A 24990-nucleotide genomic window follows, 5' to 3' on the forward strand; every position below is an offset into this window, starting at 1 on the left:
CGTGATCAGGCGCGCACGGACCGCGCGCCGTCGCCCCGGCCCGCGGCGACGCGCGTCTCGGGCAGCAGGAACATGCCGAGCGCCGCGAGCGCGCACAGCACGGCGCAGTACAGCGCCACCAGCCACGAGCCGCCCCCGGCCGCCGCTGTGAGCCACGCGGCGACGAACGGCAGGGTGCCGCCCACGAGCGCACCGGTGATCTCACGGCTGAACGTCACGCCGGTGTAGCGGTGCCGCACGTCGAACAGCTCCGACATGAATCCGGACTGAGCCGCCAGCATCGCGTCGTTGCAGAACGTGAAGAGCAGCACCAGGGCGATCCAGACCAGCACCGGGGTGCCCGTGTCGAGCAGGAAGAAGAACGGGTAGATGAGCACCACCGCGCCGAGCGCGCCGGCGAGGAACACCGGTCGCCGGCCGACCCGGTCGGAGATCCACCCGGCCAACGGGATGGTCACGAGCTTGAGCAGGTTGCCGATCAGGATGCCCGTCAGGCCGATCCACGCGGGCGCGCCCACCGTACCGGTCAGGTAGGTCAGCGCGTAGACCGAGGGCAGGTAGCTGGCGACGTTGGGGCCGATGCTCGCGAGCATCGCGAACGGGATCCTGCGCCCGGCCGTGCGGAACAGCTCGCCGAGGGCCACCCGGGGCACGTGGCCCTGCTCCTTGGTGCGCACGTACTCCGGGCTCTCGGCGACCCGCAGCCGGATGACGACGCCGGTGACGCTCACGGCGATGCTGAGCAGGAACGCGACCCGCCACCCCCAGGACAGGAAGGCGGCCTCGGAGAGCGTGGTGCTCAGCAGCGTCAGCACGCCGGTCGCCAGCAGCGCGCCGACGGCGTTGCCCGCGCCGGGGATCGCGGCGTTGAGCCCGCGGGCGCCGTCGTGGGAGTGCTCGGCGGCGAGCAGCGTCGCGCCGGCGTACTCGCCGCCCGCACCGAAGCCCTGCACCACCCGGAGCACGACGAGCAGCACGGGCGCGGCCACGCCGATGCTCGCGTGGCTGGGGACCAGGCCGATCAGGGTCGAGGAGACGCCCATGAGCACGAGGGTGAGGAAGAGCATCTGCCGACGGCCGTACCGGTCGCCGAGGTGGCCGATGATGAGCCCGCCCACGGGCCGGGCGAAGAACCCGACCGCGAACGTGGCGAACGACGCGAGCGTCGCGAGCACCGGGTCCTGGGACGGGAAGAACACGGCGGGGAACACCAACGCGCTGGCGGTGCCGTAGAGGGAGAAGTCGTACCACTCCAGTGCGGTGCCCACGGTGGCACCGACGGTGGCCTTGTTGATCCGGAACGTCATCGTTTCCTTTCTAACCTTTCAGGGCGAGGCGCACCGACACGGTGGCGGACGCCGCCCCGCCGTCGGCCTGCCGCGCGGTCCCGGCCAGGCGGAGGAACCCTCCGAAGTGGCTGACGCGGGCGAACGTGGTGCTGGTGGTCGCGAGGACGGTGCCCTCGTCGACCCAGCGGATGCCGTCGGGGCTGATCTGCACGCGCAGCTCGACGGAGGTTCCCGGCTCGGGGTCGTGCAGCTCGACGAAGAAGATGGCCTCGTCGGCCCAGCCGCACTCGTACGGGTGGGTCTCGATCGCCTGGTCGAAGGGCTGCCGCAGCTCGACCACGGAGGTGTAGAAGGTCTTCACGCCGACTCCCCCCGCTCGACCGAGACGAGCACGGAGTCGAGGAACAGCGAGACGCGCCGGTCGGTGTCGGCCTCGACGAAGAACACCGGGTTGAGCAGGCCCTCGATGTCGTTGTACGCGGGGGCCAGCGTGGGGTGGGCGCCCGCCGGGAAGCGGAAGCTGCGGCCGCCCACGCGGAACTCCTCGTAGGAGCGGTTGACGAGGTCGACGGTCAGGGAGAACGGGGTCCAGTTCAGCTTGTCGTCCGACTCGTTGTAGATGAGGTACTGCTCACCGTCCTCGAACCAGGTCGTGGCGACCGTGGACCCGTCAGGACCGCGCTCCCCGAACCACTGCGGGTCGACGCCCGCCTTGTGCCAGCCGTCGGCGCCGTAGCTCCACTCCTCGTCGGTGACGTCGGTGGGGCTGTAGAACTGCCAGCGGCGCACGGGCTGGCCGCCGACGGCGTTCACGTAGCGGACGCCGGGCATGTAGCGGTGCTCGTCGTCCTGCAGGTCCACGAACATGCCGAACGCGCGCAGGTCGTTCACGCCCAGGCCGGGACGGTCCTGCTCCACCTTGTACGCGAGCAGGGCCTCGATCCGGAGCCTGCGGGCGTCACCGGGGACGGCGAGGCGCTTGATCGCCAGGCCCATCGACCCGGCGACCGGGGGCTGGTCGGCCGGGGCTGCGGCGGCGCGGCTGGAGATCTTCAGGGAGTAGGTGCCGCTCGCGGAGCCGTGCGTGCCGCCGAAGGCGAAGGTGGCGGAGCTGAGCATCGTCGGGCCCCAGTGGATCAGGTCGATGTCGGAGGAGTGCTCGCGGAACCCGGGGGCCACGAAGTTCGGGCGCAGGTCGAGCCACCCGCTCATGCCGTGGTCGAAGTCGTCGGCCACGAGGACCCGCGGGAGCGGGTCGAAGAACCCGGAGGGAAAAGAGGTCATGGGCCAGCCGTTCTGGTCGCCTCGAGGCGACATTGCCAGTGAACAATCGATTTATCAGTTCTACGCGGGTGCGTCGTCGTCTGTCAACAGGCATGCGTCGGCTCCGGACCGCCGGGGCGGGCCGGAGCCGGGTTCGAGGGGGCTCAGGGGCCGGTCAGCCGTGCGTGGTCTCCCAGGCGGCCGCCTGGGACCCCTTCGCACCGCCGCTCATGTCGATGACCGTGCCGTCGGGGCCGTAGGTGACCGCGACGTCGTCGTACGGGCCGTCCGCCCAGAGCTGGATCTCGTAGGACCGCTTGCCCGAGGAGGCCACGACCCGGACGGACGGGTCACCGTCCGGCTCGAAGCCCGCCAGCGCGCGATGTCCGTAGCGGAACCCGGAGAAGCACGTACGCCGCCGGGCTCCGGGACCAGCACGCTCACGGGATCCTGCCGGGGCACGCCCGGGCGCACATCCGTGCTGCCACCGATCCGGCTACGTAGGTCTCGTCCGCCGGCTACCGACTACCGACGCCGGCAGCCCGGGAGGTCACCGCGGACCGACGCCGCCGGGAAGGCCCTCGGAGGCCCGGCGCCGGGGTGCCCGTGCGGTCGCGGGAGCCGGTCGGCAAGGCCGCGCCGGTGACGCCGCAGGCGGCGAAGACCGAGTAGACCACCACCCGCTCGAAGACGGCCGGCTTCAGGGCGGGAGGCACGTGCGTGCTGGTCATGCGATCGGCCCTTCGTAGCGCATCCAGTAGTCGACCGCCTCGGGCCGTGGGCGAGCGGTCATACCGGTGGGCACGCCGATCTCCATGACCTGTCCCGGCCTCTGGCCGACCGTGGACCACGCGGGCAGGCCCGGCCCGTTGGGATCCCCGGTCCGGACGAAGTTGAGCCAGTAGCCGCTGAGCTGGTCGCGCAGCACGCGGTCGGCCGTGCCGTAGTCGGCGTCACCGTCCGCACCCAGGTTGTCGAAGGCGTACATCACCTCCGCGCCGTGGTAGGCCCCATACTCCTGGAGGCCCTCGTCCGGCGGGGTGTGCGTGAAGAAGTACAGGTAGGCGGGCGCCCGACCCGTCAGGGTCTGCAACCGCGCCCAGCGGTACATCGCACGGGTGAAGACCCGGTCGGCCTGAGCCTGCAGCAGCGAGTCGAGCACCTGCTCCTCGGTCTGCCCGGGATACAGGTCCAGGAAGGCCTCCGCCTCCTCGCCGTGGTCCTCCCGTGCCGACGCCCGGTACTCCCCGGGAGTCATGGGTTCCGGAGGGAAGGCCCCGATCAACGAGTCCTCGTCGGCGTTGCTGCCCACCATGGTCGGCACGTCGAGCTGGTCCCCTGCCGCATAGATCTCCGCGGGGCTGCGGTCGAGCACGTGCCCGTCGACCGACGGCCGCCAGTGCGGGCCCACGGCCGCGGCGGCCTCGACGACCCGGTCGACGGGCAGGTCGCGCAGCTCACCGACCGTCTCCACGCCGAGCTCCTGGAGCAGCTGCTCACCAGCGTCCTCCGCGACCGCCCGGGAGTCGCTCTGGTCGCCGTCCTCGGTGTCACCCTCGGTGCCCATGCACGCACCGCTGCTGCCGATGATGCCGTCGACGAGGCCCTCGGCCAGGGGCGTGGCCCCGAGGATGCACACGCTCTCCCCGCCCGCCGACTCCCCGGCGACCGTGACCCGGTCCGGGTCACCACCGAAGGCCGCGATGTTCTGCCGCACCCAGTCCAGGGCGGCGACCTGGTCCAGGATGCCGTAGTTGCCCGACGCCCCGTAGCCCGACTCGGCGGCCAGGTCCGGGTGCGAGAGGAAGCCGAGGACGCCCAGGCGGTAGTTGATCGTGATCACGATCGCCTCGCCGCTGGAGGCCAGCGCCTCGCCGTCGTACAGGGGCAGGGCACCCGACCCGGTGGCGAAGCCCCCGCCCGGGACGTAGACGAGCACGGGCAGCTCGGCCGAGGCCGGCCGCGTGGGACGCCAGACGTTCAGGTAGAGACTGTCCTCGCTGACCGGGAACGGGTTGAGGAACGTGTCCTCCAGGGGGATGTCGAGGACCTGGGACAGCGCCCTGGAGGCGAACGTCGTGGTGGCCTGGACCGGCGCCGCCGGGAACCGGTCGGCGACCAGCACGCCCGTCCGCGGCTCGGCCGGCTGCGGCGCCCGCCACCGCAGCTCCCCGACCGGAGGCCGCGCGTACGGCACGCCCGCGAAGATCTCGACCGAGCCGACGTCGTTGCGCACACCCGTCACCGGACCCTCACGCGTCGCAACAGGCCCCGTCGCCTCGCGCTCCGCGCCACCGGCAGCCCGGTACTGCGGCCCGGGGTGCGCGAGCACGGCCGTGCCGCACACCAGAGCGGCCGCCACCAACCACGCCCCTACCCGCAGCAGAGCGCCACGCCGCAACCACCAGGCGGCGGTCAGCACCAGGGCGGTCAGAAGCATCGCGACCAGACCCCAGCCCCACCACGGCGTCTTGTTCAACCAGCCGAGCACCACCGCCGCCACGACCAGGAGCACGAGGGGAACCCAGAACCAGGGGGAACGCCGCGAGGCTCCCGCCAGAGATCCGTCGCCGTCGGCCCGTTCTGTGCTCGTCACCATGCACTCCTTGTCACCCTCGGGGTGACCGCGGGTGAGCACGGGTGAGCGCGGTCATGACGGTTGGCTCCGGGGATCACGGAGATGCTCAGCGAGACCGGCAGGAAGGCCGGCCAGTCGATCACCATGGCGGCAGTACAGACCATGTGCCAGGGACACGGTCAAGGGCCTCGAGCGTGCCGGCCGTCGCGGACGCCTGGCCGCACGCCCGAGCGACGGCCAGGTCAGCCACGCAGGTGCTCGTGCGCCCACTGCTCGAAGCTGGTGAGCGGGATGCCGAGGTCGCGCGCGTACTCGGGGCGGCCCGGCTGCCCGGCCACGTTCAGCCACTCCAGCGACGCGCCCATGGCGGGCATCCCCGCCGCGAGGGCCTCCTCCTCCGTCATGTCCGGGGCGGACAGCGGTGTGCCCAGCACGCGCGAGAGCGTCTCGGCGACCTGCGTCATGGACAGGTAGTCGCTGGCCAGCTCCAGCTCCACGCCGTCGAACCGGTCCGGTGCGAGGACGGCCGCCGCTGCGGCCGCTCCGATGTCCTGGACGGCGACCAGGGAGAGCCGGGTGGCCGGCTTCAGGACACCGATCAGACCGCCGTCGATGCCGCGCGGGAACATGTAGGCGGCCGAGGGGTGGAAGTTGTCCATGAAGGTGCCTGGCTTGAGCAGGGTCCAGTGCGCGAAACCGGCCGAGCGCACCCGGTCCTGGACCGCGGCCTTGGCGTTCAGGGAGGGTTCCACCGCCCAGCGGCCGGGCGCCCAGCCGGGAACCTGCGTGTGCACGCCCGCGCCGGCGACGGAGGTGTGCACGAACTGCTGCACCCCGGCGGCCAGCGCGCCCTCGACGAGGTGGGCGCCCTGGGCGACCTCGGCGGCGAAGTCGAACCCGTCCGGGGTGGAGGGGGGCATCTGCACGGAGAAGACGGCGCGGGCGCCCGTGGCGGCACGGACCACGGAATCACGGTCGGCCAGGTCGCCGGTGACCAGCTCCGCCCCCAGGGCCTGGACGGCCCTGGCCCGGTCCGTGGTGGCGTCCCGGACCAGGGCACGCACCGGGACCCCGGCGGACAGGAGCGCGCGAGCGGTCGCGCCGCCCTGCTTGCCGGTGGCACCGGTGACCAGGACCGGTGCGGCGTCCTGGGGCGTGGGGACGGTGGGCCGGGGTGTCGTGGGCATGGGTGCTCCTCGTGTGCTCGCTCGTAAGTGGCGGGGCCCGCCACTTATTCGGCGCTACGATATGGCGTCCCCCGCCACTTGAGCAAGGAGATGCCCCGATGCCCGAGCGCCGGCGCGCCGATGCGCGGCGTAACCACGCACGGATCCTGGCCGTGGCCGAGCAGGAGGTCGCGGCCCATGGTGCCGGTGCCTCGCTGGAGCAGATCGCGCGCGTCGCAGGCGTGGGCTCGGCCACCGTGCGTCGGCACTTCCCGACCCGCCGGGCACTCGTGGAGGCCGTCTCCCGGGAGCGCGTCGAGGCTCTGGTGGCCCGTGCGCACGACCTCGCCGACCGGGAGGACGGCGGGCAGGCCCTGCTGGACTGGCTGGCCGACGTCGTGGCCTACTGCGTGTCCGCCCGTGGCCTGGCGGCCGCGCTGACCTACGAGGAGGACGAGCCCCGCTCGCTCACCGAGAACAGCTGCGCCGCGGCACTGGAGAGCGCGGGCGGCCCTCTGCTGCAGCGTGCGGTGCGCGACGGCGCGGTCGACGCCGGGGTCCACGTCGCGGACCTGATCACGTTGGCCGTGGGCGTGGTCCTGGCCACGGAGCACCGTGCCGACCAGGAAGCGGCCGCCGGGCGGTTGTTCACGCTGGCCGTGCGGGGACTCGCTCCGCGGGTCTGAGGCGGTCCGGCCCGCGGCCCTCGTCGACGGACGGGGGCCGGTGGTGCGGCGTCCTGCACCACCGGCCCCGTCGAACCGGTCCTACGGCTGCGCGTCCCTCGCGGACGCCGCCTCCGTCGCCGGGGTGTCCCCCTGCCGTGCGCCCGGCCGGGTCCGGCGCCAGGCGACCACGACCAGCGCGACGAGCCCGAGCAGCGGGAGCGTGCTGACCGACCAGCTCAGGCCGAGCGGCGGGCCGGGCTGTTCCAGCACCTCCAGGCCGGTGAGCTCGCCCGTGGCCGGCCCCTGCGGGCCGTCCACGGTGAACCGGAAGGTCCAGTCGCCCGGCGCGTTCAGGGACTCGACGTCCAGTCCCCACAGGTCCTGGTCGCGCGGGTGCCGGGCGAGCGGCTCGGTCTCGGCCGCACCGTCCGGGTCGATCACGGTGAGCTCACCGGACATGCCCTGCAGGCCGCCGGCGGGCGCGAAGGAGAAGTCCAGGGACTGCATGGCACGCAGGGGCCAGGTGCTGAAGCCGACCGTGAGGTCGTACGGTCCGGCCTCCACCTGCTCGGTGTGGACGATGTCGACGGGCGGGTAGGCCGCGGCCGGCACGGCCAGGGCCGGCAGCATCGCGAGCGCGCTCAGCAGTGTCGCGGTGACCTTACGCATGGTTGACCTCCGGGGTGGTGGAGCCGTTCGCCGATCCGCTCACGGGGTGCCCGGCACCGGGGGCCAGGCGCGACAGCATCGTGCCGAAGCGGAGGCTCAGAAAGCCGCCGACGGCGCCCGCGGCGGCCGCGGCCACGGCTGTCGCCGCGACCACGGTGAGACCGGGCAGGGGCTGGTGAGCCAGCCAGGCGCTCTGCACGGGGGCGCAGGCCCCGATGATCGCCCCGCCCACCAGGCCGGCGAGCCAGGCCGGTGCACGTCCGAGCGCGGCCTCGATGATCGCGCCCACGGCGAGCAGCACGAACGGGATCATCGACGCGTGCAGGGGCGAGGGGTCGAGGTAGTCGCGCATCGGCAGGCCCTCGACCCGGGCGTACCAGACGGTGGCCGACTCGGAGTACGGCCACAGGATCGCCTGGAGGACGGCGACCACCGCCGTGACGGCGAACGCGGCGCCCCGGCGGTCCAGGACGAACGAGCCGGTCATGACGACCACCACGGCCAGGAACGCGGTGACCACGTCGAACGCGTTGACCGCACCGGTCGGCAGCTCCTTGGTGGCGTAGGCGGTGATCATGCTGAACGCGAACAGCGCGCCCGCGGCCAGGATCGTCCCCACCACGCCCCAGGTCTGCCGGCGGGCGGAGGCGAAGATCATCAGCGCCCCGGTGAGGGTCACGCTGATGGACAGCAGGAGGCCGACGTGCGGCGGGGAGCCGATCTCGGCGTCGAACCCGTAGATGCCGTGCCACCACTGGTCCCACAGCCCGTACAGCAGGAACGAGGCCGCGCCGCAGCCGGCGACCAGGTATCCGGCCGGTGCGGAGAACGTCCTGCCGAACACGCCGACCGCGCCACCGCCGACGACCGGGTCGATGGGCAGGCCGGCGCGCTGCCGCGCCGTGGTGCGCAGCACCACGACCAGGCTGCCGAGGCCGGCCACGGCGCTGCCGGCGTACATGAGCAGGTGGGACAGGGTGAAGAAGGTGTCGGGTCCGACGTCGTTGTGCCACTCCAGGTCCCAGCTCGCGCCGAACAGGGAGAGCAGCGTCCCGGTCAGGACGACGCCGGCGGGGGCGAGGCCGCGTGGGACGGTCCCCGCGCGGGGGGCCACCGCCGAGGGTGCTGTCAGGTCCATCGTGATCAGCCTTTCCGTTGGTCGTAGGGCTTGGTCGTAGGGGTTGGTCGAGCGATTTCAGGCCCGCCCGGCGACCCGGGCGGGACGGGTTCAGCGCACGGGGACGGAGAAGACGGCGCGGTCCTGGCCGGGCAGGCGGACCGTGATCTCCCAGCTGCCGCCCATGGAGAAGGTCGCGTCCGACGCGCTGAAGCGGCCGGGTCCGGTACTGGACGCGGTCACCGGCGGTGCGGCGTGGCCCATGGTGGGCATGACCAGGTCGACCGTGAGGCTGTCGGCGGTGACGGGGCTGCCGTCGCTGCGGGCTGCGGTCAGCTCGAGCGTGTTCGTCCCGGTGCGGGGGTCGTCCACCGTCAGCTCGACGGTGTGCCGGCCGGTGCTCACGGAGTAGGTCTCCACCCGTGGCGCGTGCGGCCACAGCAGCAGCGCGGTTCCTGCCACGACGGCCACCAGCGCGGTCCAGACGGCTGCTCTTCTCATCGCTGCGCTCCGTTCGTTGCCGGCACGTCGACGACCGCCGGGACGGTGAGGACCGAGTAGTCCTGCTCGGCCTGGACCCACACCCGGTAGCGGCCGGGCTGCGGGAAGGTATAGGTGAACCGGACCTCGGGGCCGTAGGCGGCCACGCTCTCGTCCGGCATGACCGGGACCCCGGGCGTGGGCGGGACCATCGCGTGCACGTGCGCCCAGACCGGGGCGGCGACCGCGGGGTTCGTACCGGCGGGTCCGTCGCCGAGCGGGCCCACGACGATCATGTGCCCGACCATCCCCAGCCACGGCTGGAGCGTCGCCGTGCCGAAGTCCGCGGTGAACGTGCTCGGTTCACCGGCCGCCGCGACGTCCTGCGCGAGGCCGGCAGCCGGTCCGGTACGCCCGTCGCCACGGTGCCGGACCGGTGCCTCCGTGACCGGCCCGTCGCCCTCGACGATGACCGACCCGCGGGCGAGCTGTACTCCCCCGCCGCGCCGGGCCAGCTCCGCGGCGACCGCGTGCACCCCCGCCTCGGCGTCGTCGTACCTGACGCGGTACTCCCCGGGTGCGACCCGGACCGGGTGCACGTGCCGCAGGTCGCCAGACGGCGAGACCAGCACGAGGTGGATGAACGCGCTGTCGTGCACCAGCAGGTCGTCCACGGGGCGGCCGGTGGACCCGTCGGTCACGTGGAGCACCAGGTCGTCCCCGTCGATGCCGGGCACCACGTTCACCGGTGGGCGGGAGAAGTCCGTGACACGTACCGGTGCGTACGGGTCGGCGACGTTCTCGGCGGTCGGGTCCAGGTGGGTGCCCACCGCAGGCGGCAGGGGAATCGTCGGCGCGAGCAGCGCGCCGGTGACGCCGACCGCGAGCGCCGCCACCATGCCGCCGGCCGGGACCAGGGCGGCACCAGGGCGACCGGCCAGCGCCAGCACGAGCGCCGCGACGAGCAGGGCGCCGGCCGCGATGAAGCCGCCGTAGACGGCGTCCTCCCACGGTGGCGCGACCACTGCCGGGACCACGAACGGGATGGTGGCGACCTGCTCACCGTCGTCGATGCTCAGCTCCCACGGCCCTGCCCTGTCGACGCGCAGCGTCCCGCCGTACACCCCTGGTTCCGGGCCCAGCTCGACCCGTGCCGTGCTCGGGGTCTCGCCCGCGATGGTCACGGCGAGGTCCAGCACGCCCGCGGGCGAACCTGCGTGGGTGACGACGTCGACGCGCAGCGGAGCCGGCGGGGCCGCCGCACGCCGGACGATCACCGTCAGGTCGCGCTCGCCCAGGGACTGGGCGACCTGGAGGTCGGACCCGACGTTCCCGCCGTCCGCCTGTGCCGGGGCGGTACCGGTCCCCGTCACGAGGACGGTCGCGAGCACCGTCACCGGCAGGGCCGCCGACAACATCCTGGCGAGCGTCCGCAGAGCCTTCTTCGCGGTCTTCTTCACGAGGTGGAACCTAGGGATCACCGGGGCGCCCGTTCGTCCCCCGGCCGGTAGTTCTCGTCCCCCGCAGGAGGGACCCGGGGCCACCGGACGGGGGGACGTCACGCGCGCCGCCATGGGGGATGATCGCTGCCGGGGAGGGAGGACCATGCGCACCACACGTGAGTCGCTGCAGTGGCAGACCTGGGTCGTCGCGGGCCTGTGCATGGTCGTCGACGGCGCGGACACGCTGCTGAACGGCGGCCTGGGCGGCGGCGGTGGCGTCGTGCTGATCGTCGCCGTGCTCCTCGTGGACGCGACCCTCGCGACGCCCGCCCGGTACTCGGGGTGGGTCGCGGCCCTGCACTCGGTGTTCTGGGTGGTCGCGACCATGGCCTCGGGCGTGAACCCCGGGGACGACGGCGGCATGCTGGTCGCCGGCTACCGGGCCGGTGCCTGGCTGCGTGGCCTGCCCGCCGTCGGGGCGCTGCTGGCGCTGGCCTCCTGCACCGTCGCCACGGGGCTGCTCACCGGGAGCTCCGTGGACGCGGCGTCCGTCGTCGAGCTGATCAAGGTGGCCGTGCTGCCGTGGCTCGTCGGCCGCTACACCTCGGCCCGGCGTGCCTACCTGGCCACGCTGGAGCAGCAGGAGGAGCGCGAGCGTCGGGACGCCCAGGAGGCGGTGCGGGCGGCGGTCGCGGAGGAGCGCAGCGCGATCGCCCGCGACCTGCACGACGTGATCGTGCACCACGTGTCCGCGATCTCGATGCACGCCGGGGCGGTACGTCTGCGGTTGAGCGCGGCGACGGCCGGCGTGTCGGGCGCGGTCCCGACGGCGCTGGAGGGGCTGCGGTCCGTGGAGACCTCGAGCAGGGCGGCGATGGTCGACCTGCGCCACCTGCTGGACGTGCTGCACGGCACGCTGCCCGACGGCGCCCGCCAGCCGGGCCTGGACAACCTGGAGGAGCTGTTCGACGGGGTCCGCAAGGCCGGGATGCCGGCCGCGCTGCACGTCCTGGGGTCGCCCCGCGAGATCCCGCAGTCGCTCGACGTGGCCCTGTACCGGGTGGTGCAGGAGATGCTGACGAACGCGCTCCGGCACGGCGACGCCTCCGGGGTCGAGGTGACCCTGACCTATGGTGACGCCGGGCTCGCGGTCGTCGCCGACAACCGGGTGGGGGCCGACGCCCGCCCTGCGGGCTCCGGTTCCAGACGGGGCCTGGCCGGGATCCGCCAGCGCGTCGGCGTGTTCGGCGGCCGCGCCGAGCACGGGCTGCGGCCCGACGGCAAGACCTGGCGCACCACGGCGGTCTTCCCCCTGACCGAGGACCCGGGGCCGCAGCCCCGGGCCGGCGCCGGCCTGGAGGTGGGACGGACGTGACTGCCGCCGCCCTGCGAGTGTTCCTCGCCGACGACCACGCCATGCTGCGCTCGGGCATGCGGGCCATCATCGAGACCCAGCCCGACCTGGAGTGCGTGGGCGAGGCCGCTGACGGCCGGGCGGCGGTCGCCGAGATCGCCCGCATCCGGCCCGACGTCGCCGTGCTGGACATCCGGATGCCGAAGCTGGACGGGCTGGACGCCACGAGGCTGATCGTGGCCGACCCCGCGAACCGCACCAAGGTGCTGGTGCTGACCACTCATGACAGCGACGAGTACGTGTACCGGGCGCTGACCGCCGGCGCGAGCGGCTTCCTGCTCAAGAGCCTCCCGCCGGAGGAGCTGATCTCCGCGATCCGTGTCGCCTCCCGCGGGGACGCCCTGATCGACCCGTCCGTCACCCAGCGCCTCATCGCCCGGTTTGCCGCCGGCATCGCTCCGGCGCAGGTGCCGCCCGAGGTGGCACGGCTGACGCCGCGCGAGCGCGAGGTGCTGCACCTGGTGGCCGCCGCGCACAGCAACGCGGAGATCGCTGCCCGGCTCTACGTCGGCGAGGAGACCGTCAAGACGCACGTCTCACGCATCCTGACCAAGCTCGGCCTGCGCGACCGGGTGCACGCCGTCGCCTACGCCCACCGGCACGGCCTGACGGGCTGAGCTCCCGGCCGGCGCGCCCCCGGCTCAGGCGCCGAGGGCCCGCTCGTCGACGAGACCCCGCGCCGCCAGGTCCCGCCAGAGGGCCACAGGTGCAGGTGGCACCGACGAGGTGGCGCGTCATGGCAGGTGCCACACCTCCTGCATGTCCCGCCACCGGTCGCCGGGGGCCGCACCGGTGCCGAACGGCGTCTGGCACGGGTCGGTGTGCGTCCACCACTCCTGGGTCACCGGGTCCTGCGCGATCCGGGCCATGTCCGCCTCGTAGTCCTCACCGGTGTACTCGTAGTAGGCGAACAGCGTGTTCTCCAGCACGAAGATCGTGTAGTTGTGCACGTTGCAGGCCTGGAGCGTCGCCTCGACCTGCGGCCACACGGCGGCGTGCAGGCGCAGGTACTCCTCGCGCTTCTCCGGGACGACGTCGACGACGAGCCCGTGTCTCTCCACAGCCATCTCGGCGGTCACTCCTTCGTCCCGGCGGCGGTCATGCCCGCCACCGGGAATCGTCGTGGGAACAGGAAGATCAGCGGCACGGGTGCCACCGACAGGAGGGTAGCGAGCGCCGGCGCGGGCAGCTCGACCGTCGTCACGCCCGGCGGCCGTAGGGTCGGGCTGCGTACGTTCCGCAGCCTCTCGGCCAGGCCGGCCCGTGCGGGCAGGGTGGGCGACCCTGGCTCGCCCGACCTTCGTCCCGAACAGGACGGACCAAGGCAGTGGATCGGCCGGACGATCGGCTCTGCCACCCGGGGCCGGCCGGCTGGTGTGCTGGTGCCGGGCAGGAGGAGGGTGGTCATGCACGGCAGCGCGCGCAATGCCGTCGGCGCGAACCGACGTCGGCCGGATCGACACGATCGCCACCGGTGGATCCTGGCGGTCTCCGTGGGCGAAGGCGTCGGTTTCACGCTCGCCGCATCCCTGGCGATCCTCGGCACCGTCGCCGGGATCGACGGTGCGGGCAGGCTGGCTCTCGCGATGGTCGGTGGGGCCCTGGAGGGTGCAGCGCTCGCGACCGGGCAGTACCTCGGGATGCGCGCGCGGCGCCCTGCCGCAGGGCGATGGATCGGCGCCACGGCACTTGCGGCGGCACTCGCATGGTTGCTCGGGATGACGCCGAGCACGGTCGGCGTCGACCTCGGCGAACCGGTCGCGCTGATCGCTCTCGGGTTCGGCGGGGTCGTGCTGCTCGTCGCCATCCCTGCCGCGCAGTGGCTGGTGCTGGCACGACCAGGCACACTCCGCTGGGTTCCCGTGAATGCCGGCGCATGGTCGGTCGCGGTCCTCTGGACCTTTGCCCCGTCTCCGTTCATCGACGAACACAGCCCGGTCGCCGTGGTCGCTGCCCTCTACGTGCTGGCCGGGGTGCTGATGGCCGTCACCTTCGCGTCGCTCACCGCGGGCGTCGCAGGGTCGCTCTTCGTTCCCGGCACGACGCACGAGGCTGCCCGGGAAGCCGAGCGAGAGCCTGGCGACCGACGCGCGCCCGGCACGTCGGCGGCCGGGTCCGGCGGCGGCACCGACCACGCCTCGGCCGGCACTCGTGGACAGCCGTCAGCCCCCACGCGACGGCTTCCGTGACGTCTCCGTTGCACCGTCGTCCGCGCGGTCCTGCCCGGGTACGACAAAGGCCGCCGACCTGGTCGTTCACCAGATCGGCGGCCTCTGCCACCAGGTCTCAGCCGCTCTTGCGCCGGAACATCTTCTGCACGGGACCGGTCGTCTCCGACCCGTGCACCGCGCCTGTGTTCACGTCACCCGCCGACGTACGCTGCCGGGCCGCGTTCTTGCGGTCGAGCGCTTCCTTGAAGCGCGCCTTCGCGTCCGCGCTCGGCGCGGTCGGGGTCGTGGGCTCCTGTGCCTGGTCGGCAGTGGGCTTCTCGTCCGTCACACCGATCACCTCCTTGAGTTTCGGGGGTCCCTCGATCGGGTCCGTCGTCCGGCCCCAGCCTGCACCACACCCAGCCCAGGTGCCAGCGCATTTCTCCGACCCGGGCCGCAGCCGGCTCAGGCCTGCGCGGCCGTCCGTTCCGCGCGCTCGGCGCGCAGCGACGTGATGGCGCTCTCGAAGTCCTCCAGCGAGTCGAAGGACTGGTAGACGCTCGCGAACCGGAGGTAGGCCACCTCGTCGAGCTCGCGCAGCGGCCCGAGGATGGCGAGACCCACCTCGTAGGCGTCGATCTCCGCGCTGCCGTTGCTCCGGAGGGTCTCCTCGACGCGCTGGGCCAGGATCGCGAGGTCGTCGTCGCTGACGGGACGGCCCTGGCAGGCCTTGCGCACGCCCGCCGCCACCTTGTCGCGGCTGAAGGGCTCGGTGGCCCCCGACCGCTTCACCACCGACAGGCTGGCGGTCTCGACCGTCGTGAACCGCCGGTTGCAGTTCGGGCACTGCCGCCGGCGCCTGATCGACAGGCCGTCGTCGGCGGTCCGTGAGTCCACCACGCGCGAGTCAGCGTGGCGACAGAACGGGCAGTGCATGCTCACTCCTGCGTGGTCGACCACGGACCGGAGGCCTCCGGTCGCGCCCCGACCGTAAGCGGGCAAACCACCGCCATGCAACATCGCCGCAACATTTGACGGCGAACCGTGTCCCCGGGTCACTCCTCGGGAAGAAGAAGGAGCTGACCCACCCGGACGCTACCGGACGACATCTCGTTCAGCTCCTGGAGCCGAGCCACCGCGTCCCGGACGTCCTCGCCCGGCCGGACCACCTCCTGCGCGTATCCCCAGAGGGTCTCCCCCGGCTGGACCGCGTGCACCCGCACCTCGACGGGTTCACCCGGCGCGCTGGCCACCGCCGTGGCACCCCAGGTGGCCATCGGCGCCACGAGCAGCATGGCCAGCAGCACGAGCACCACGCGGCCGCGCCGCGTGATCCGCAGCCCGGCCAGGCCGAGCCGCTCCGCGACCGTGCGCGACGGCGCCTGCGCGTGCGGCCGGACCATGACCGGCCCGATCGGCCGCACCGGCGCGTAGGTCTCGGTGTACGCCGGGGTGTACTGCCGCAACGGGATCACGTCCCCCATGGCCCCTCCTCGAAGAGCGAGTCGAACCTCTGTCCGTCATACACGCGTTCGTCGAACGCACGTACCATTGTGTAGCACGAGACACCGGCCGTGTCGAGACACGCTCGAACATTCGTTTGAGCCGAGCCGCTTTGTGACCTAGAGTGGGTCCCGCAGAGGAGAACATTTGTCGGAACGGGAGGGGCACGGGTATGACGGGACGGGACGAGACCAGCGACACGAGAGCCGTCGACACGGCGCTCTCCGGCGTCGCCACGCTGGACGCGCCGGGCGACGAGGCGGTCGCCGACGTGCACGCGATCTCGCCGGCAGACCGCCTCACCGAGCGCCAGCGCCTCGTGCTCGACACGATCCGGCAGTCCTTCGAGACGCGCGGCTACCCGCCGTCGATGCGTGAGATCGGTGAGGCCGTCGGCCTCGCGAGCCCGTCCAGCGTCAAGCACCAGCTCCAGATGCTGGAGAAGAAGGGCTTCCTGCGCCGCGACCCCAACCGGCCGCGCGCCATGGAGCTCGTCGAGCCGCTCGCCGAGCAGGTGGACAAGCCCTCGCGCGGGGAGATCCACTGGCCCGAGCCGCGGCGCAGCGGCCAGATCCACTGGGGCAGCTCGGTGCCGGACGACGCCGGCACCCCGCCGCCGTCGTACGTGCCGCTCGTCGGCCGCATCGCGGCCGGTGGCCCGATCCTCGCCGAGCAGGTCGTCGAGGACGTCTTCCCGCTCCCCCGCCAGCTCGTGGGCGACGGTGAGCTGTTCCTCCTCAAGGTCGCGGGCGACTCGATGGTCGACGCCGCGATCTGCGACGGGGACTGGGTCGTGGTGCGTCGGCAGAACGTGGCCGAGCAGGGCGAGATCGTCGCCGCCATGATCGACGGTGAGGCCACGGTCAAGACGTTCAAGCAGGCCGGCGGTCACGTGTTCCTGCTGCCGCAGAACCCGGCCTACGAGCCCATCCCGGGTGACGAGGCGCAGATCCTGGGCCGCGTCGTCGCGGTGCTGCGCAGCCTCTAGGCGCCCGCGGCGGAGCGCAGAGCGCCCGTCCGCGATCCGACCGGTTCGACCCCCGCGGTCGAAGCCACCGGGTCGCGGGCGGGCGCTCCGCCATCACCGGCGGTGCGCGGCCAGGCTCAGAACCCGAAGCGCCGCAGCACCCCGCGCACGCTCTCGGCGGACGCCCGCAGTCCCGTCAGCTCCTCGTCCGACAGCGGCACGCGCACCGTGCCCGCGACCCCGCGGCGGTCCACGAGCGAGGGAACCGACAGGCACACGTCGCCGATCCCGTGGTAGTCGTCCAGCAGGGACGACACTGGCATGATCCGGCCCTCGTCCTTGAGCACCGCCTCGATGATCCGGGTGGCTGCGAGGCCGACGGCGTAGTTGGTGGCACCCTTGCCCGCGATGATCCGGTAGGCCGAGTCCACGACCTCGCGGTGCACCTCGGCCCGCACCGCGGCGTCCAGCGGCGGGTGGCCGGCCAGGGGCTCCCACTCCAGCAGCGGTACCCCGCCGATCGAGGCGGAGCTCCACAGCGCGATCTCCGAGTCTCCGTGCTCCCCCGCGATGTACGCGTGCACGTTGGCGACCGCCACCCCGCAGCGTTCGGCGAGCCCCGCCCGCAGCCGCGACGAGTCGAGCACGGTGCCGCTGCCGAACATCTGCTCGCGGGGCAGTCCCGAGATCTGGAGTGCCGCGTACGTGACCACGTCCACGGGATTGGTCACCATCAGATAGGTCGCGTCCGGCGCGACCTCCACCAGGGGCGGCAGGATCTGGCGCATCAGGCCGATCGTTCCCTCGGCGAGGTCGAGCCGGGTCTGCCCCGGCTTCTGCTTCGCCCCGGCCGTGACGACCACGACGTCCGCGTCCGCGCAGACGGCCACGTCGTCCGAGCCGATCACGTGGGCCTGGGAGGTGAACATGAGCCCGTGCCGCAGGTCGAGCACCTCGGCCTCGACCTTGGCCCGGTTCACGTCGTGCAGCGCGATGGTGCGCGCCGAGCCACGGGTGAGCGCGGCGAAGGCCAGCGTGGAGCCGACCGCCCCCGCCCCGACGATCGCGAGCTTCGTGGTCCGGGCTGCGGGGGTTCGGTCGGCCGGGACGTCCGAGATGGCTGCCATGCGCCTAGGTTAGGTGTCCAGCCTGGCCAGCGCGGCGCGGACGAGCGCCGGATCGGTCGTGGGCCAGAACCCGGGCATCGACCGGGTGAGGAACGACGCGTAGCGCGCGGTGGCGAGCCGCGGGTCGAGCACCGCCACCACGCCCCGGTCCTCCGTGCTCCGTACGAGGCGCCCCGCACCCTGCGCGAGCAGCAGCGCCGCGTGCTGGGCCGAGACCGCCATGAACCCGTTGCCGCCCGCCTGCTCCACGGCGCGGGCGCGGGCCGCCTTGACCGGGTCGTCGGGGCGCGGGAACGGGATGCGGTCGATGAGCACGAGCTGGCACGACGGGCCCGGCACGTCGACGCCCTGCCACAGGGACAGCGTGCCGAACAGGCACGTCGCCGGGTCCTGCGCGAACTCGCGCACCAGCGTGGGCAGCTGGTCGTCCCCCTGCGCCAGGATCGGCACGTCGAGCCGCTCCCGCATCGCCTCCGCCGCCGCGTTCGCCGCGCGCCGCGACGAGAACAGACCGAGCGTGCGACCCCCCGCCGCCGTGATGAGCTCCGCGATCTCGTCGAGCTGCGCCTCCGTGGTGGGTTCCCGGCCCGGCGCCGGCAGGTGCCGGGCGATGTACAGGATGCCCTGCCGCGGGTAGTCGAACGGGCTGCCCGCATCGAACCCGTGCCACGGCGGCGCGTCCTCGCCCTTGAGCCCGAGCGTGCCGGCCACCGCGTCGAACGTGCCGCCCAGGGCCAGGGTGGCCGACGTGAACACGCCGGTCGACTCCCCCAGCAGGTGGGTACGGATCAGGCCCGCCACGTGCAGCGGGGCAGCGTGCAGGCGGGTCACGTTGTCGCCGAAGCCGCCCCAGCCGTTGTCCGGGCGCGAGCACCACAGGACGTCGGACGTCGTGTCCTGGGCGGCCATCCGCTCGGCCGTCTCGAACAGCTGGAGCATGGCGCCCTGCGCCATCTTCAGGCCGGGATCGGGCTGGCCGGCGTCCTTGCCCTTGGCGCCCGCGGCGTCCGGTTTGAGGGCGCTCAGCACCTCGCGCGCGGCGTCGCGCACCGCGGCCACCGCCGTGCGCAGGTCGTCCGGCAGACCCTGGGGGAAGCGTTCGGCGGGTGCCGTCACCAGGAGCGTGCCGAGATCCTGTGCGGCCTTGTCCAGGGCCTCGGTGCTGGTCCCGGCGTTGCGGCGGGCGAGCCGCGCCGCGTTCTCGACCGACGCCATGGACAGGTCCACCGTGGCGGACGAGGTGACGCGGTCGGTGAGCTCGTGCGCCTCGTCGACCACGACCACGTCGTGCTCCGGGAGCACGCCCGGGCTGCCGGTGGCCGCGATGCCGAGCATCGCGTGGTTGGTGACCACCACGTCCGCCTCCCGGGCCGCGGCGCGCGCCTTGTCGGGAAAGCACTCGGCGAGCATGGGGCACTTGCCGCCCAGGCACTCCATGGCCGTGACGGACACCTGGCGCCAGGCCCGGTCCGGCACGCCGGGCACGAGGTCGCCGCGGTCGCCGGTGTCGGTCTCGCCCGCCCACTCGTGCAGGCGCCGCACGTGGTCGGCGAGCGTGGCGCCGTCGTCCCGGCGCCGGCCACGGGGTGCCTGACCGCCCGGTGCGTCCTCCGCCCGGGGATGCTCCTCCCCGCCCGGCAGGTCGAACAGCGTCGGCTCGTCGGCGGGGTAGCCGCCGCCCACCTTGTGCACGCACAGGTAGTTGTGCCACCCCTTGAGCAGCGCGATGCGCGGCTCGCGCGGCAGCAGCGGCGCCACCGCTTTCGCCACGAGCGGCAGGTCACGCGTGATGACCTGCCGCTGGAGCGCGAGGGTGGCCGTGGAGACGATGACCTTGCTCTGCGCCGCCACGGCGTGCCGTACGGCGGGCACCAGGTAGCCGAGCGACTTGCCCGTTCCGGTACCCGCCTGGACCAGCAGGTGCTCGCCCTTCTCGATCGCCTCGCCGACCGCGACCGCCATGCGGTGCTGCCCTTCTCTGCGCCCGCCGCCGAGCTCCCCGACCGCGAGATCGAGGAGCTCCTCGACGTCGGGCACGTCCTGCGTGGCGGTACTGTCGGCGGGTGCGTCGGGAAGGCTGGTCACGCACTCGATCCTAGGCGGGGGCGGTGACATCCACCCCGCCTCGTCCACAGGCTCACCCCTTCACGGCGCCCCCCAGCCCGGCACCGCTGAGGAACAGCCGCTGGAACGCCAGGAACAGCGCGACGGGCAGCACCGTCGAGATCGCGAGCGCCGCCAGGAACACGTCGAGCTCCAGGTAGGGCGCGATGGCGGGCAGCCGCACGGACAGCGGCTGGTTGCCCGGGTCGGGCAGCACGAGCAGGGGCCAGAGGTAGTCCTTCCACGCCGCGATGACGGCGAACACCGAGACCACGCCGAGGATGGGCCGCGACATCGGCAGCACGATGCTCCACAGCAGCCGGAACGGCCCGGCGCCGTCCACGCGGGCGGCCTCGAAGACCTCACGCGGCAGGCCGTCGAAGAACCGTTTGACCAGCAGCACGTTGAACGCGCTGGCCCCCATGGGCAGCCAGACCGCCCAGAACGTGTTGAGCAGGCTGACGTGCACGAGCGGCACGTCGAGGATGGTCAGGTACAGCGGCACGAGCAGCACCACGGACGGCACGAACAGGGTGGCCAGGACGAGCCCCAGGATGACGTTGCCGTAGCGCGGGCGCAGCACCGACAGGACGTAGCCACCCGTGGTGGCCACCAGGAGCTGGAAGAACCAGGCCCCCACCGCCAGGATCAGCGTGTTGGCGAAGTAGTGGTCGATCTCGGCCCGGGTCCACGCGGTGGCGAGGTTGGCCCAGTCGATCCCGTTCGGGAAGAGCCCGAGCGGGTCGCGCAGCGTGTCCTGCGTGGGGGTGACGGCAGCCTTGGCGAGCCACAGGATGGGTCCGAGCCCCACGACCAGCAGCGCTGCCAGCAGGCCGCCCTGCAGCACGCCGAGGGTGGCCCGCACGCTCGGCCGTCGCCGGTCGTGGGCGGAGATGATGCCGCGTTCGGTCTCGACTGCCATCTCAGGAGCTCCAGGGTCGGGTCACGCGGAAGTAGACCGCCGACAGCACGGCCAGGACGGCCGCGAGCATGAGGCTCAGGGCGGTCGCGGCGCCGTAGTTGCCGCCGAGGCTGCTGCCGAACGCGTAGTCGTAGATCAGCATGAGGACGGTGAGGGTGGCGTTGTTGGGACCGCCGCCGGTGAACAGGAACGGCTCCAGGAACACCTGGGACGTGCCGATCACCTGGAGGATCAGCGTGATGAACAGGACGCCGCGCAGCTGCGGCAGCGTGACGTGCCAGACCTTGCGCCACACGCCGGCGCCGTCCACCTCGGCCGCCTCGTAGAGCTCGGTGCGCACGCCGACCAGCGCGGCGAGGTAGATGATGACGGTGCCTCCGGCGGCCGCCCAGGTGGCCTCCAGGACCAGCGACGGCATGGCCGTCCCGGCGTCCTGCAGCCACGGGTAGGGCCCGAGGCCGAACCAGCCCGTGACGGTGTTGAACACGCCGGTGGGTGAGGCGTCGTAGAAGAACTTCCACAGCAGCACGGCCACCACGGGCGGCACCACCACGGGCAGGTAGGCCAGCGCCGAGTACAGGCCGCGCATCCGCCGGACCTCGCTCATCAGCACCGCGGCGGCCAGGGGCACCGGGTAGCCGAACACGAGCGCGAGCAGCGCGAACCAGAGCGTGTTGGCCACGGCCTTGCCCAGCAGCGGGTCGGAGAGCACGAACACGAAGTTCTCCAGGCCCACGAACTCGGGCGCGGTGACGAGGTTGGTCTGCTGGAAGCTCATGACCAGCGCGCGGCCGATCGGGAACCAGGAGAAGACGCCGAACACGAGGATCATCGGCAGGGCGATGACCAGGGTGCTCAGGCCGCCGTCGCGCAGCCAGTCCCGGGGCGTGCGGCGGACGCGCCGGCCGGGCCGGGGCGACGACGGCGGGGTGTCCGCCGTCGTCGCCCGCAGAGGGCTGGACAGGGTGGTCATCTGGGTCGTCGCAGTCTCAGGCGCGGTCGAGCAGGTTCTGGACCTGCACCTGGGCGTCGGCGAGCAGCGCGTCGATGTCCGCGTTCTCGTCGGTGAGCACCGCCTGGACCACCGAGTCGAGCGCCGCGTAGACCTCCTGGGTCGCGACGGCGGGCTCCGGGATGACCGGCTGGTCGAACATCTGCTCCGTCATGGGCGCGAAGTTCTCCAGGGGCACGTTGACCAGGTCCTTGATCCAGCTCTGCTGCTCCTCGTAGGTCTCGCGGTCGAAGATCGGCAGGGCGGGGGCACCGACGGGCTGGTCGGTCTCGGCGGCCACCGCGGCCTCGGCCACGGCGGCGTCCTGGTCGGTCAGCTTGGAGATGTAGTAGAAGTCGATCCACTTCACGGCCGCGGCCTGCTCGGCCTCGGACGCCGCGGAGCTCACCGCGGCGAGCGTGCCGCCGCCGAGCGTGCCGGCATCGTCGCCCTCCAGGGGCAGCACGGTGACGCCGTACTCCTCGGGGTCCATCTGGTTCTGCGTGAACAGGTTGGGGTAGTTGGCGCCGCCCGAGACGTACATGCCGATCTTGCCCGCGGCGAAGTCCTGGTTGATGGTGCTCCAGTCGTACAGGAACGACGACCCCATGGAGTTGTCCTCCCAGCGCATGTCCCGCAGCATCTCCAGGGCCGCGACGGTGGCGTCGTTGTCCACGGTCGCCGTGGCCTCGTCGCCCTCCCCCTCGACCACGCGGCCGCCGAGCGCGTACGTCTCGGTGGTGAGGATCCAGCCGCCGGTGTTGCTCTGCGTCATGTGGGCGTAGCCGGCCTGGCCGGTCTCGTCCGCGATCTTCTTGGCGGCCTCCCGCACCTCGTCCCACGTGGTGGGCGGGTTGTCGGGGTCGAGCCCGGCCTCCTCGAAGAGCCGGCGGTTGTAGTGCAGGCCCTGGTTGTAGGCGGCGATCGGCACCGCCCACATGCCGCCGTCGGCGTCCTGGCCGGCCGCGGCGATGGTGGGGTTGAACTGGTCCGCGTACGGCAGCTCGGCCACCAGGTCGCTGACGTCGGCGATCTGACCCGCCTCGATGAGGGCTCGACCGTCGGTGAACGGGATCGGGAAGACGTCCGGCAGGGTGCCGCCCGCGAGCTCGGCCGCGAACGTGGTGCCCGACCAGGTGAACTCCTTGGTCTCCACCTGGATGTCCGGGTTGGCCTCCTCGAACTGGGCGATGCGCTCGTCGAACGCGTCGATGGCCGCCTGCTCCAGGCCGGCGTCGATGGAGACCTCGATGGTCACCGGGCCCGTCGGGTCGTCCGAGGCCTCGGACTGCGACCCGCAGGCCGTGAGGGTGCCGGCCACGGACAGGACGCCGAGGGCGAACGCCGCGCGCTTTCGTGCTGACTTCATTGTCACTCCTTGGTCTGGTGCCGCAGGGGACGCGGCACGTCGGGGAAGGGGGGTCTGGGGAAGGAACGGGTTCAGGGCGCCGGGCGCAGCCAGACGGCGACGTCCGGCCCGACGACGCCGTCCGCCGGGCCGCTCGACAGCAGCACCGTCGCACCGTCGGGCAGCGGGACGGGATCCGCCCCGAGGTTGACGACGCAGGCGAAGCCGGCGCCGCGCGTGAAGGCGAGCACGTCGTCGCCGAGGTCGAGCCAGGCGAGCGGCTCGGTGTGCAGCGCCGGGAGGTCGCGCCGCAGGTGCAACGCCCGGCGGTAGAGGGTGAGCATCGAGCCGGGGTCGCCGGCCTGCGCCTCGACGGACCGGCCGGCCCAGTCGCCGGGCTGGGGCAGCCACGGCGCGGCCCCGCCGTCGGGGCCGAACCCGAGGCTGGGGCCCGTGCGGGTCCACGGCAGCGGTACGCGGCAGCCGTCCCGGCCCGGGTCCACGCCCTCGGACCGGAAGTGCATCGGGTCCTGGATCAGCTCGCGCGGCACGTCCGCCTCGGGCAGCCCGAGCTCGTCGCCCTGGTAGACGTACAGGGCGCCCGGCAGCGCGGCGACCAGCAGCGCGGCCGCCCGTGCCCGGCGGGTACCGAGGTCCAGGTCGGACGGCGTGCCGAAGCGCTTGGCGGCGAAGTCGAAGGACGAGTCCTCGCGGCCGTACCGGGTCACGGGCCGGGTGACGTCGTGGTTAGACAGCACCCACGTGGCGGGCGCCCCGACGGGCGCGTGCGCCTCCAGGGTGGTCCGGATCGACTCCCGCAGCTCCTTCGCGTCCCAGGGGCGGGCCATGAAGTCGAAGTTGAACGCCGTGTGCATCTCGTCCGGGCGCAGGTACTGCGCGAAGCGCTCGTGGTCCGCGAGCCACACCTCGCCCACCAGCACGCGGGGCTCCGCGTACTCGTCGGCGACGCGGCGCCAGCCGCGGTAGACGTCGTGGATCTCGTCGCGGTCCAGGTGCGGGTGCTCCCCCGGGCCGGGCGTGGCGGGCACCTCGGGCAGTGCCGGGTCCTTGACGATGAGCGCCGCCGAGTCGATGCGGATGCCGGCCGCGCCGCGGTCGAACCAGAACCGCAGCACGTCCTCGTGCTCCTGCCGCACGTCGGGGTGGTTCCAGTTCACGTCGGGCTGCTCGGGGGTGAACAGGTGCAGGTACCACTGGCCGGGCGTGCCGTCGGGGTTGGTCGTGCGGGTCCAGGTGTCACCCTGGAAGCTCGAGACCCAGCGGGTCGGCATCTGGTCCCCGCCGGGTCCCTTGCCGTCGTGGAACCAGAACCTCTCGCGCTCCGGCGAGCCGGGGGCCGCCGCGAGCGCCGCACGGAACCACTCGTGCTCGGCGGAGACGTGGTTGGGCACCACGTCGACGATGGTCCGGATGCCCAGCTCGCGGGCCTCGGCGATCAGCGCCTCGGCGTCCTGGAGCGTGCCGAAGGCCGGGTCGATCGTCCGGTAGTCGCGCACGTCGTACCCGCCGTCGGCCAGCGGGGAGGCGTACCAGGGCGTGTACCAGACGGCGTCCACGCCCAGGTCGCGCAGGTACCCGAGCCGGGAGCGGACACCGGCGAGGTCCCCGGTGCCGTCACCGTTCCCGTCGGCGAAGCTGCGGGGGTAGATCTGGTAGATCACGGCGCTGCGCCACCAGTCGCCTGCTGCTGCGCGCGGTTCGGGCGCGCCGGACGTCGTCGTCATGCCGTGAACCGTAAATCACGCGACAACGACCGCGCAAGAACTCGACAG

General features: G+C 72.9%; 26 protein-coding genes. 5 read left to right on the forward strand and 21 right to left on the reverse strand.

The genetic code is table 11. The features are described from left to right. Positions 1–5: 5 nt before the first annotated feature. The 6 genes from ACO229_RS12645 to ACO229_RS12670 form a co-directional block, all read right to left on the reverse strand. Positions 6–1307 (reverse strand): MFS transporter, encoded by a 1302-nt coding sequence (locus tag ACO229_RS12645; RefSeq protein ID WP_423465139.1) that lies wholly within the window; start codon positions 1305–1307, stop codon positions 6–8. Between the two features lie 10 nt (positions 1308–1317). Continuing rightward, positions 1318–1650: a hypothetical protein gene (locus tag ACO229_RS12650; protein WP_423465140.1), complete on the reverse strand. Its 333-nt coding sequence runs from the start codon at positions 1648–1650 to the stop codon at positions 1318–1320. Then, positions 1647–2573, reverse strand: a complete 927-nt coding sequence (locus ACO229_RS12655) for a DUF6772 family protein (RefSeq protein ID WP_423465141.1) — start codon at positions 2571–2573, stop codon at positions 1647–1649. The genes ACO229_RS12650 and ACO229_RS12655 overlap by 4 nt, the downstream gene beginning before the upstream one ends. 154 nt (positions 2574–2727) lie before the next feature. Next, positions 2728–2886, reverse strand: a complete 159-nt coding sequence (locus ACO229_RS12660) for a hypothetical protein (RefSeq protein WP_397432354.1) — start codon at positions 2884–2886, stop codon at positions 2728–2730. A gap of 393 nt (positions 2887–3279) precedes the next feature. Beyond that, on the reverse strand, positions 3280–5148 hold the full coding sequence (locus ACO229_RS12665) for a carboxylesterase/lipase family protein (protein ID WP_423465142.1): 1869 nt from the start codon (positions 5146–5148) through the stop codon (positions 3280–3282). A gap of 224 nt (positions 5149–5372) precedes the next feature. Beyond that, positions 5373–6317 (reverse strand): NmrA family NAD(P)-binding protein, encoded by a 945-nt coding sequence (locus tag ACO229_RS12670; protein ID WP_423465143.1) that lies wholly within the window; start codon positions 6315–6317, stop codon positions 5373–5375. Positions 6318–6415: 98 nt separating this feature from the next. On the opposite strand from ACO229_RS12670, the gene ACO229_RS12675 reads away from it, so the two are divergent. Further along, complete coding sequence (locus tag ACO229_RS12675; protein WP_423465144.1) at positions 6416–6982, forward strand: TetR/AcrR family transcriptional regulator; 567 nt, start codon at positions 6416–6418, stop codon at positions 6980–6982. Positions 6983–7063: 81 nt separating this feature from the next. Here the strand turns inward: ACO229_RS12675 and ACO229_RS12680 are convergent, their stop codons facing one another. From ACO229_RS12680 to ACO229_RS12695, 4 genes are all read right to left on the reverse strand, one after another. Beyond that, entirely contained in the window at positions 7064–7633 is a 570-nt protein-coding gene (locus ACO229_RS12680) for a hypothetical protein (protein ID WP_397432347.1), read from the reverse strand. After that, positions 7626–8771 carry a hypothetical protein gene (locus ACO229_RS12685; RefSeq protein WP_423465145.1) on the reverse strand — a complete coding sequence of 382 codons (1146 nt, stop codon included), beginning with the start codon at positions 8769–8771 and terminating at the stop codon, positions 7626–7628. Before ACO229_RS12685 ends, ACO229_RS12680 begins: the two co-directional genes overlap by 8 nt. Positions 8772–8861: 90 nt before the next feature. Further along, entirely contained in the window at positions 8862–9251 is a 390-nt protein-coding gene (locus ACO229_RS12690; RefSeq protein WP_423465146.1) for a FixH family protein, read from the reverse strand. Continuing rightward, positions 9248–10690, reverse strand: a complete 1443-nt coding sequence (locus ACO229_RS12695) for a hypothetical protein (RefSeq protein WP_423465147.1) — start codon at positions 10688–10690, stop codon at positions 9248–9250. Before ACO229_RS12695 ends, ACO229_RS12690 begins: the two co-directional genes overlap by 4 nt. A gap of 145 nt (positions 10691–10835) precedes the next feature. Here ACO229_RS12695 and ACO229_RS12700 point away from each other — a divergent pair, with 145 nt between their 5' ends. Next, a complete protein-coding gene (locus ACO229_RS12700; protein WP_423465148.1) occupies positions 10836–12047 on the forward strand; it encodes a sensor histidine kinase in 1212 nt (403 codons plus the stop codon). Beyond that, the gene (locus tag ACO229_RS12705) at positions 12044–12703 is read left to right on the forward strand and encodes a response regulator (RefSeq protein ID WP_397432340.1); all 660 of its coding nucleotides are present in this window, start codon (positions 12044–12046) and stop codon (positions 12701–12703) included. The genes ACO229_RS12700 and ACO229_RS12705 overlap by 4 nt, the downstream gene beginning before the upstream one ends. A 117-nt stretch (positions 12704–12820) precedes the next feature. On the opposite strand, the gene ACO229_RS12710 is transcribed toward ACO229_RS12705, so the two are convergent. Beyond that, positions 12821–13153 carry an L-rhamnose mutarotase gene (locus ACO229_RS12710; protein ID WP_423465149.1) on the reverse strand — a complete coding sequence of 111 codons (333 nt, stop codon included), beginning with the start codon at positions 13151–13153 and terminating at the stop codon, positions 12821–12823. Between the two features lie 8 nt (positions 13154–13161). Beyond that, a complete protein-coding gene (locus tag ACO229_RS12715; protein ID WP_423465150.1) occupies positions 13162–13290 on the reverse strand; it encodes a hypothetical protein in 129 nt (42 codons plus the stop codon). A 202-nt stretch (positions 13291–13492) separates the two neighbouring features. On the opposite strand from ACO229_RS12715, the gene ACO229_RS12720 reads away from it, so the two are divergent. After that, positions 13493–14275: a hypothetical protein gene (locus tag ACO229_RS12720; protein ID WP_423465151.1), complete on the forward strand. Its 783-nt coding sequence runs from the start codon at positions 13493–13495 to the stop codon at positions 14273–14275. 97 nt (positions 14276–14372) lie between these two features. Here the strand turns inward: ACO229_RS12720 and ACO229_RS12725 are convergent, their stop codons facing one another. From ACO229_RS12725 to ACO229_RS12735, 3 genes are all read right to left on the reverse strand, one after another. After that, positions 14373–14585 (reverse strand): DUF5302 domain-containing protein, encoded by a 213-nt coding sequence (locus tag ACO229_RS12725; protein WP_397412888.1) that lies wholly within the window; start codon positions 14583–14585, stop codon positions 14373–14375. A 116-nt stretch (positions 14586–14701) separates the two neighbouring features. Beyond that, positions 14702–15172, reverse strand: a complete 471-nt coding sequence (gene nrdR / locus ACO229_RS12730; protein WP_397412889.1) for a transcriptional regulator NrdR — start codon at positions 15170–15172, stop codon at positions 14702–14704. Positions 15173–15291: 119 nt separating this feature from the next. Continuing rightward, on the reverse strand, positions 15292–15720 hold the full coding sequence (locus tag ACO229_RS12735; RefSeq protein ID WP_423465152.1) for a LysM peptidoglycan-binding domain-containing protein: 429 nt from the start codon (positions 15718–15720) through the stop codon (positions 15292–15294). A 191-nt stretch (positions 15721–15911) separates the two neighbouring features. Here ACO229_RS12735 and lexA point away from each other — a divergent pair, with 191 nt between their 5' ends. Next, complete coding sequence (lexA, locus tag ACO229_RS12740) at positions 15912–16727, forward strand: transcriptional repressor LexA (RefSeq protein WP_423465153.1); 816 nt, start codon at positions 15912–15914, stop codon at positions 16725–16727. Positions 16728–16843: 116 nt separating this feature from the next. Here the strand turns inward: lexA and ACO229_RS12745 are convergent, their stop codons facing one another. From ACO229_RS12745 to ACO229_RS12770, 6 genes are all read right to left on the reverse strand, one after another. Next, positions 16844–17833 carry an L-lactate dehydrogenase gene (locus ACO229_RS12745; protein WP_397432329.1) on the reverse strand — a complete coding sequence of 330 codons (990 nt, stop codon included), beginning with the start codon at positions 17831–17833 and terminating at the stop codon, positions 16844–16846. 9 nt (positions 17834–17842) lie between these two features. After that, entirely contained in the window at positions 17843–19948 is a 2106-nt protein-coding gene (locus ACO229_RS12750) for an ATP-dependent DNA helicase (protein WP_423465154.1), read from the reverse strand. A gap of 22 nt (positions 19949–19970) precedes the next feature. Beyond that, the gene (locus ACO229_RS12755) at positions 19971–20858 is read right to left on the reverse strand and encodes a carbohydrate ABC transporter permease (protein WP_397432328.1); all 888 of its coding nucleotides are present in this window, start codon (positions 20856–20858) and stop codon (positions 19971–19973) included. A 1-nt stretch (position 20859) separates the two neighbouring features. After that, positions 20860–21831, reverse strand: coding sequence for a carbohydrate ABC transporter permease (locus ACO229_RS12760; RefSeq protein ID WP_423465155.1), 972 nt, complete (start codon positions 21829–21831; stop codon positions 20860–20862). 16 nt (positions 21832–21847) lie between these two features. Then, on the reverse strand, positions 21848–23218 hold the full coding sequence (locus ACO229_RS12765; RefSeq protein WP_423465156.1) for an ABC transporter substrate-binding protein: 1371 nt from the start codon (positions 23216–23218) through the stop codon (positions 21848–21850). A gap of 71 nt (positions 23219–23289) precedes the next feature. Next, entirely contained in the window at positions 23290–24942 is a 1653-nt protein-coding gene (locus ACO229_RS12770) for a glycoside hydrolase family 13 protein (protein WP_423465157.1), read from the reverse strand. Positions 24943–24990 lie beyond the last annotated feature (48 nt).

Origin of the sequence: Promicromonospora sp. MS192 (assembly GCF_049532985.1) — a bacterium.
GTDB lineage: Bacteria > Actinomycetota > Actinomycetes > Actinomycetales > Cellulomonadaceae > Promicromonospora.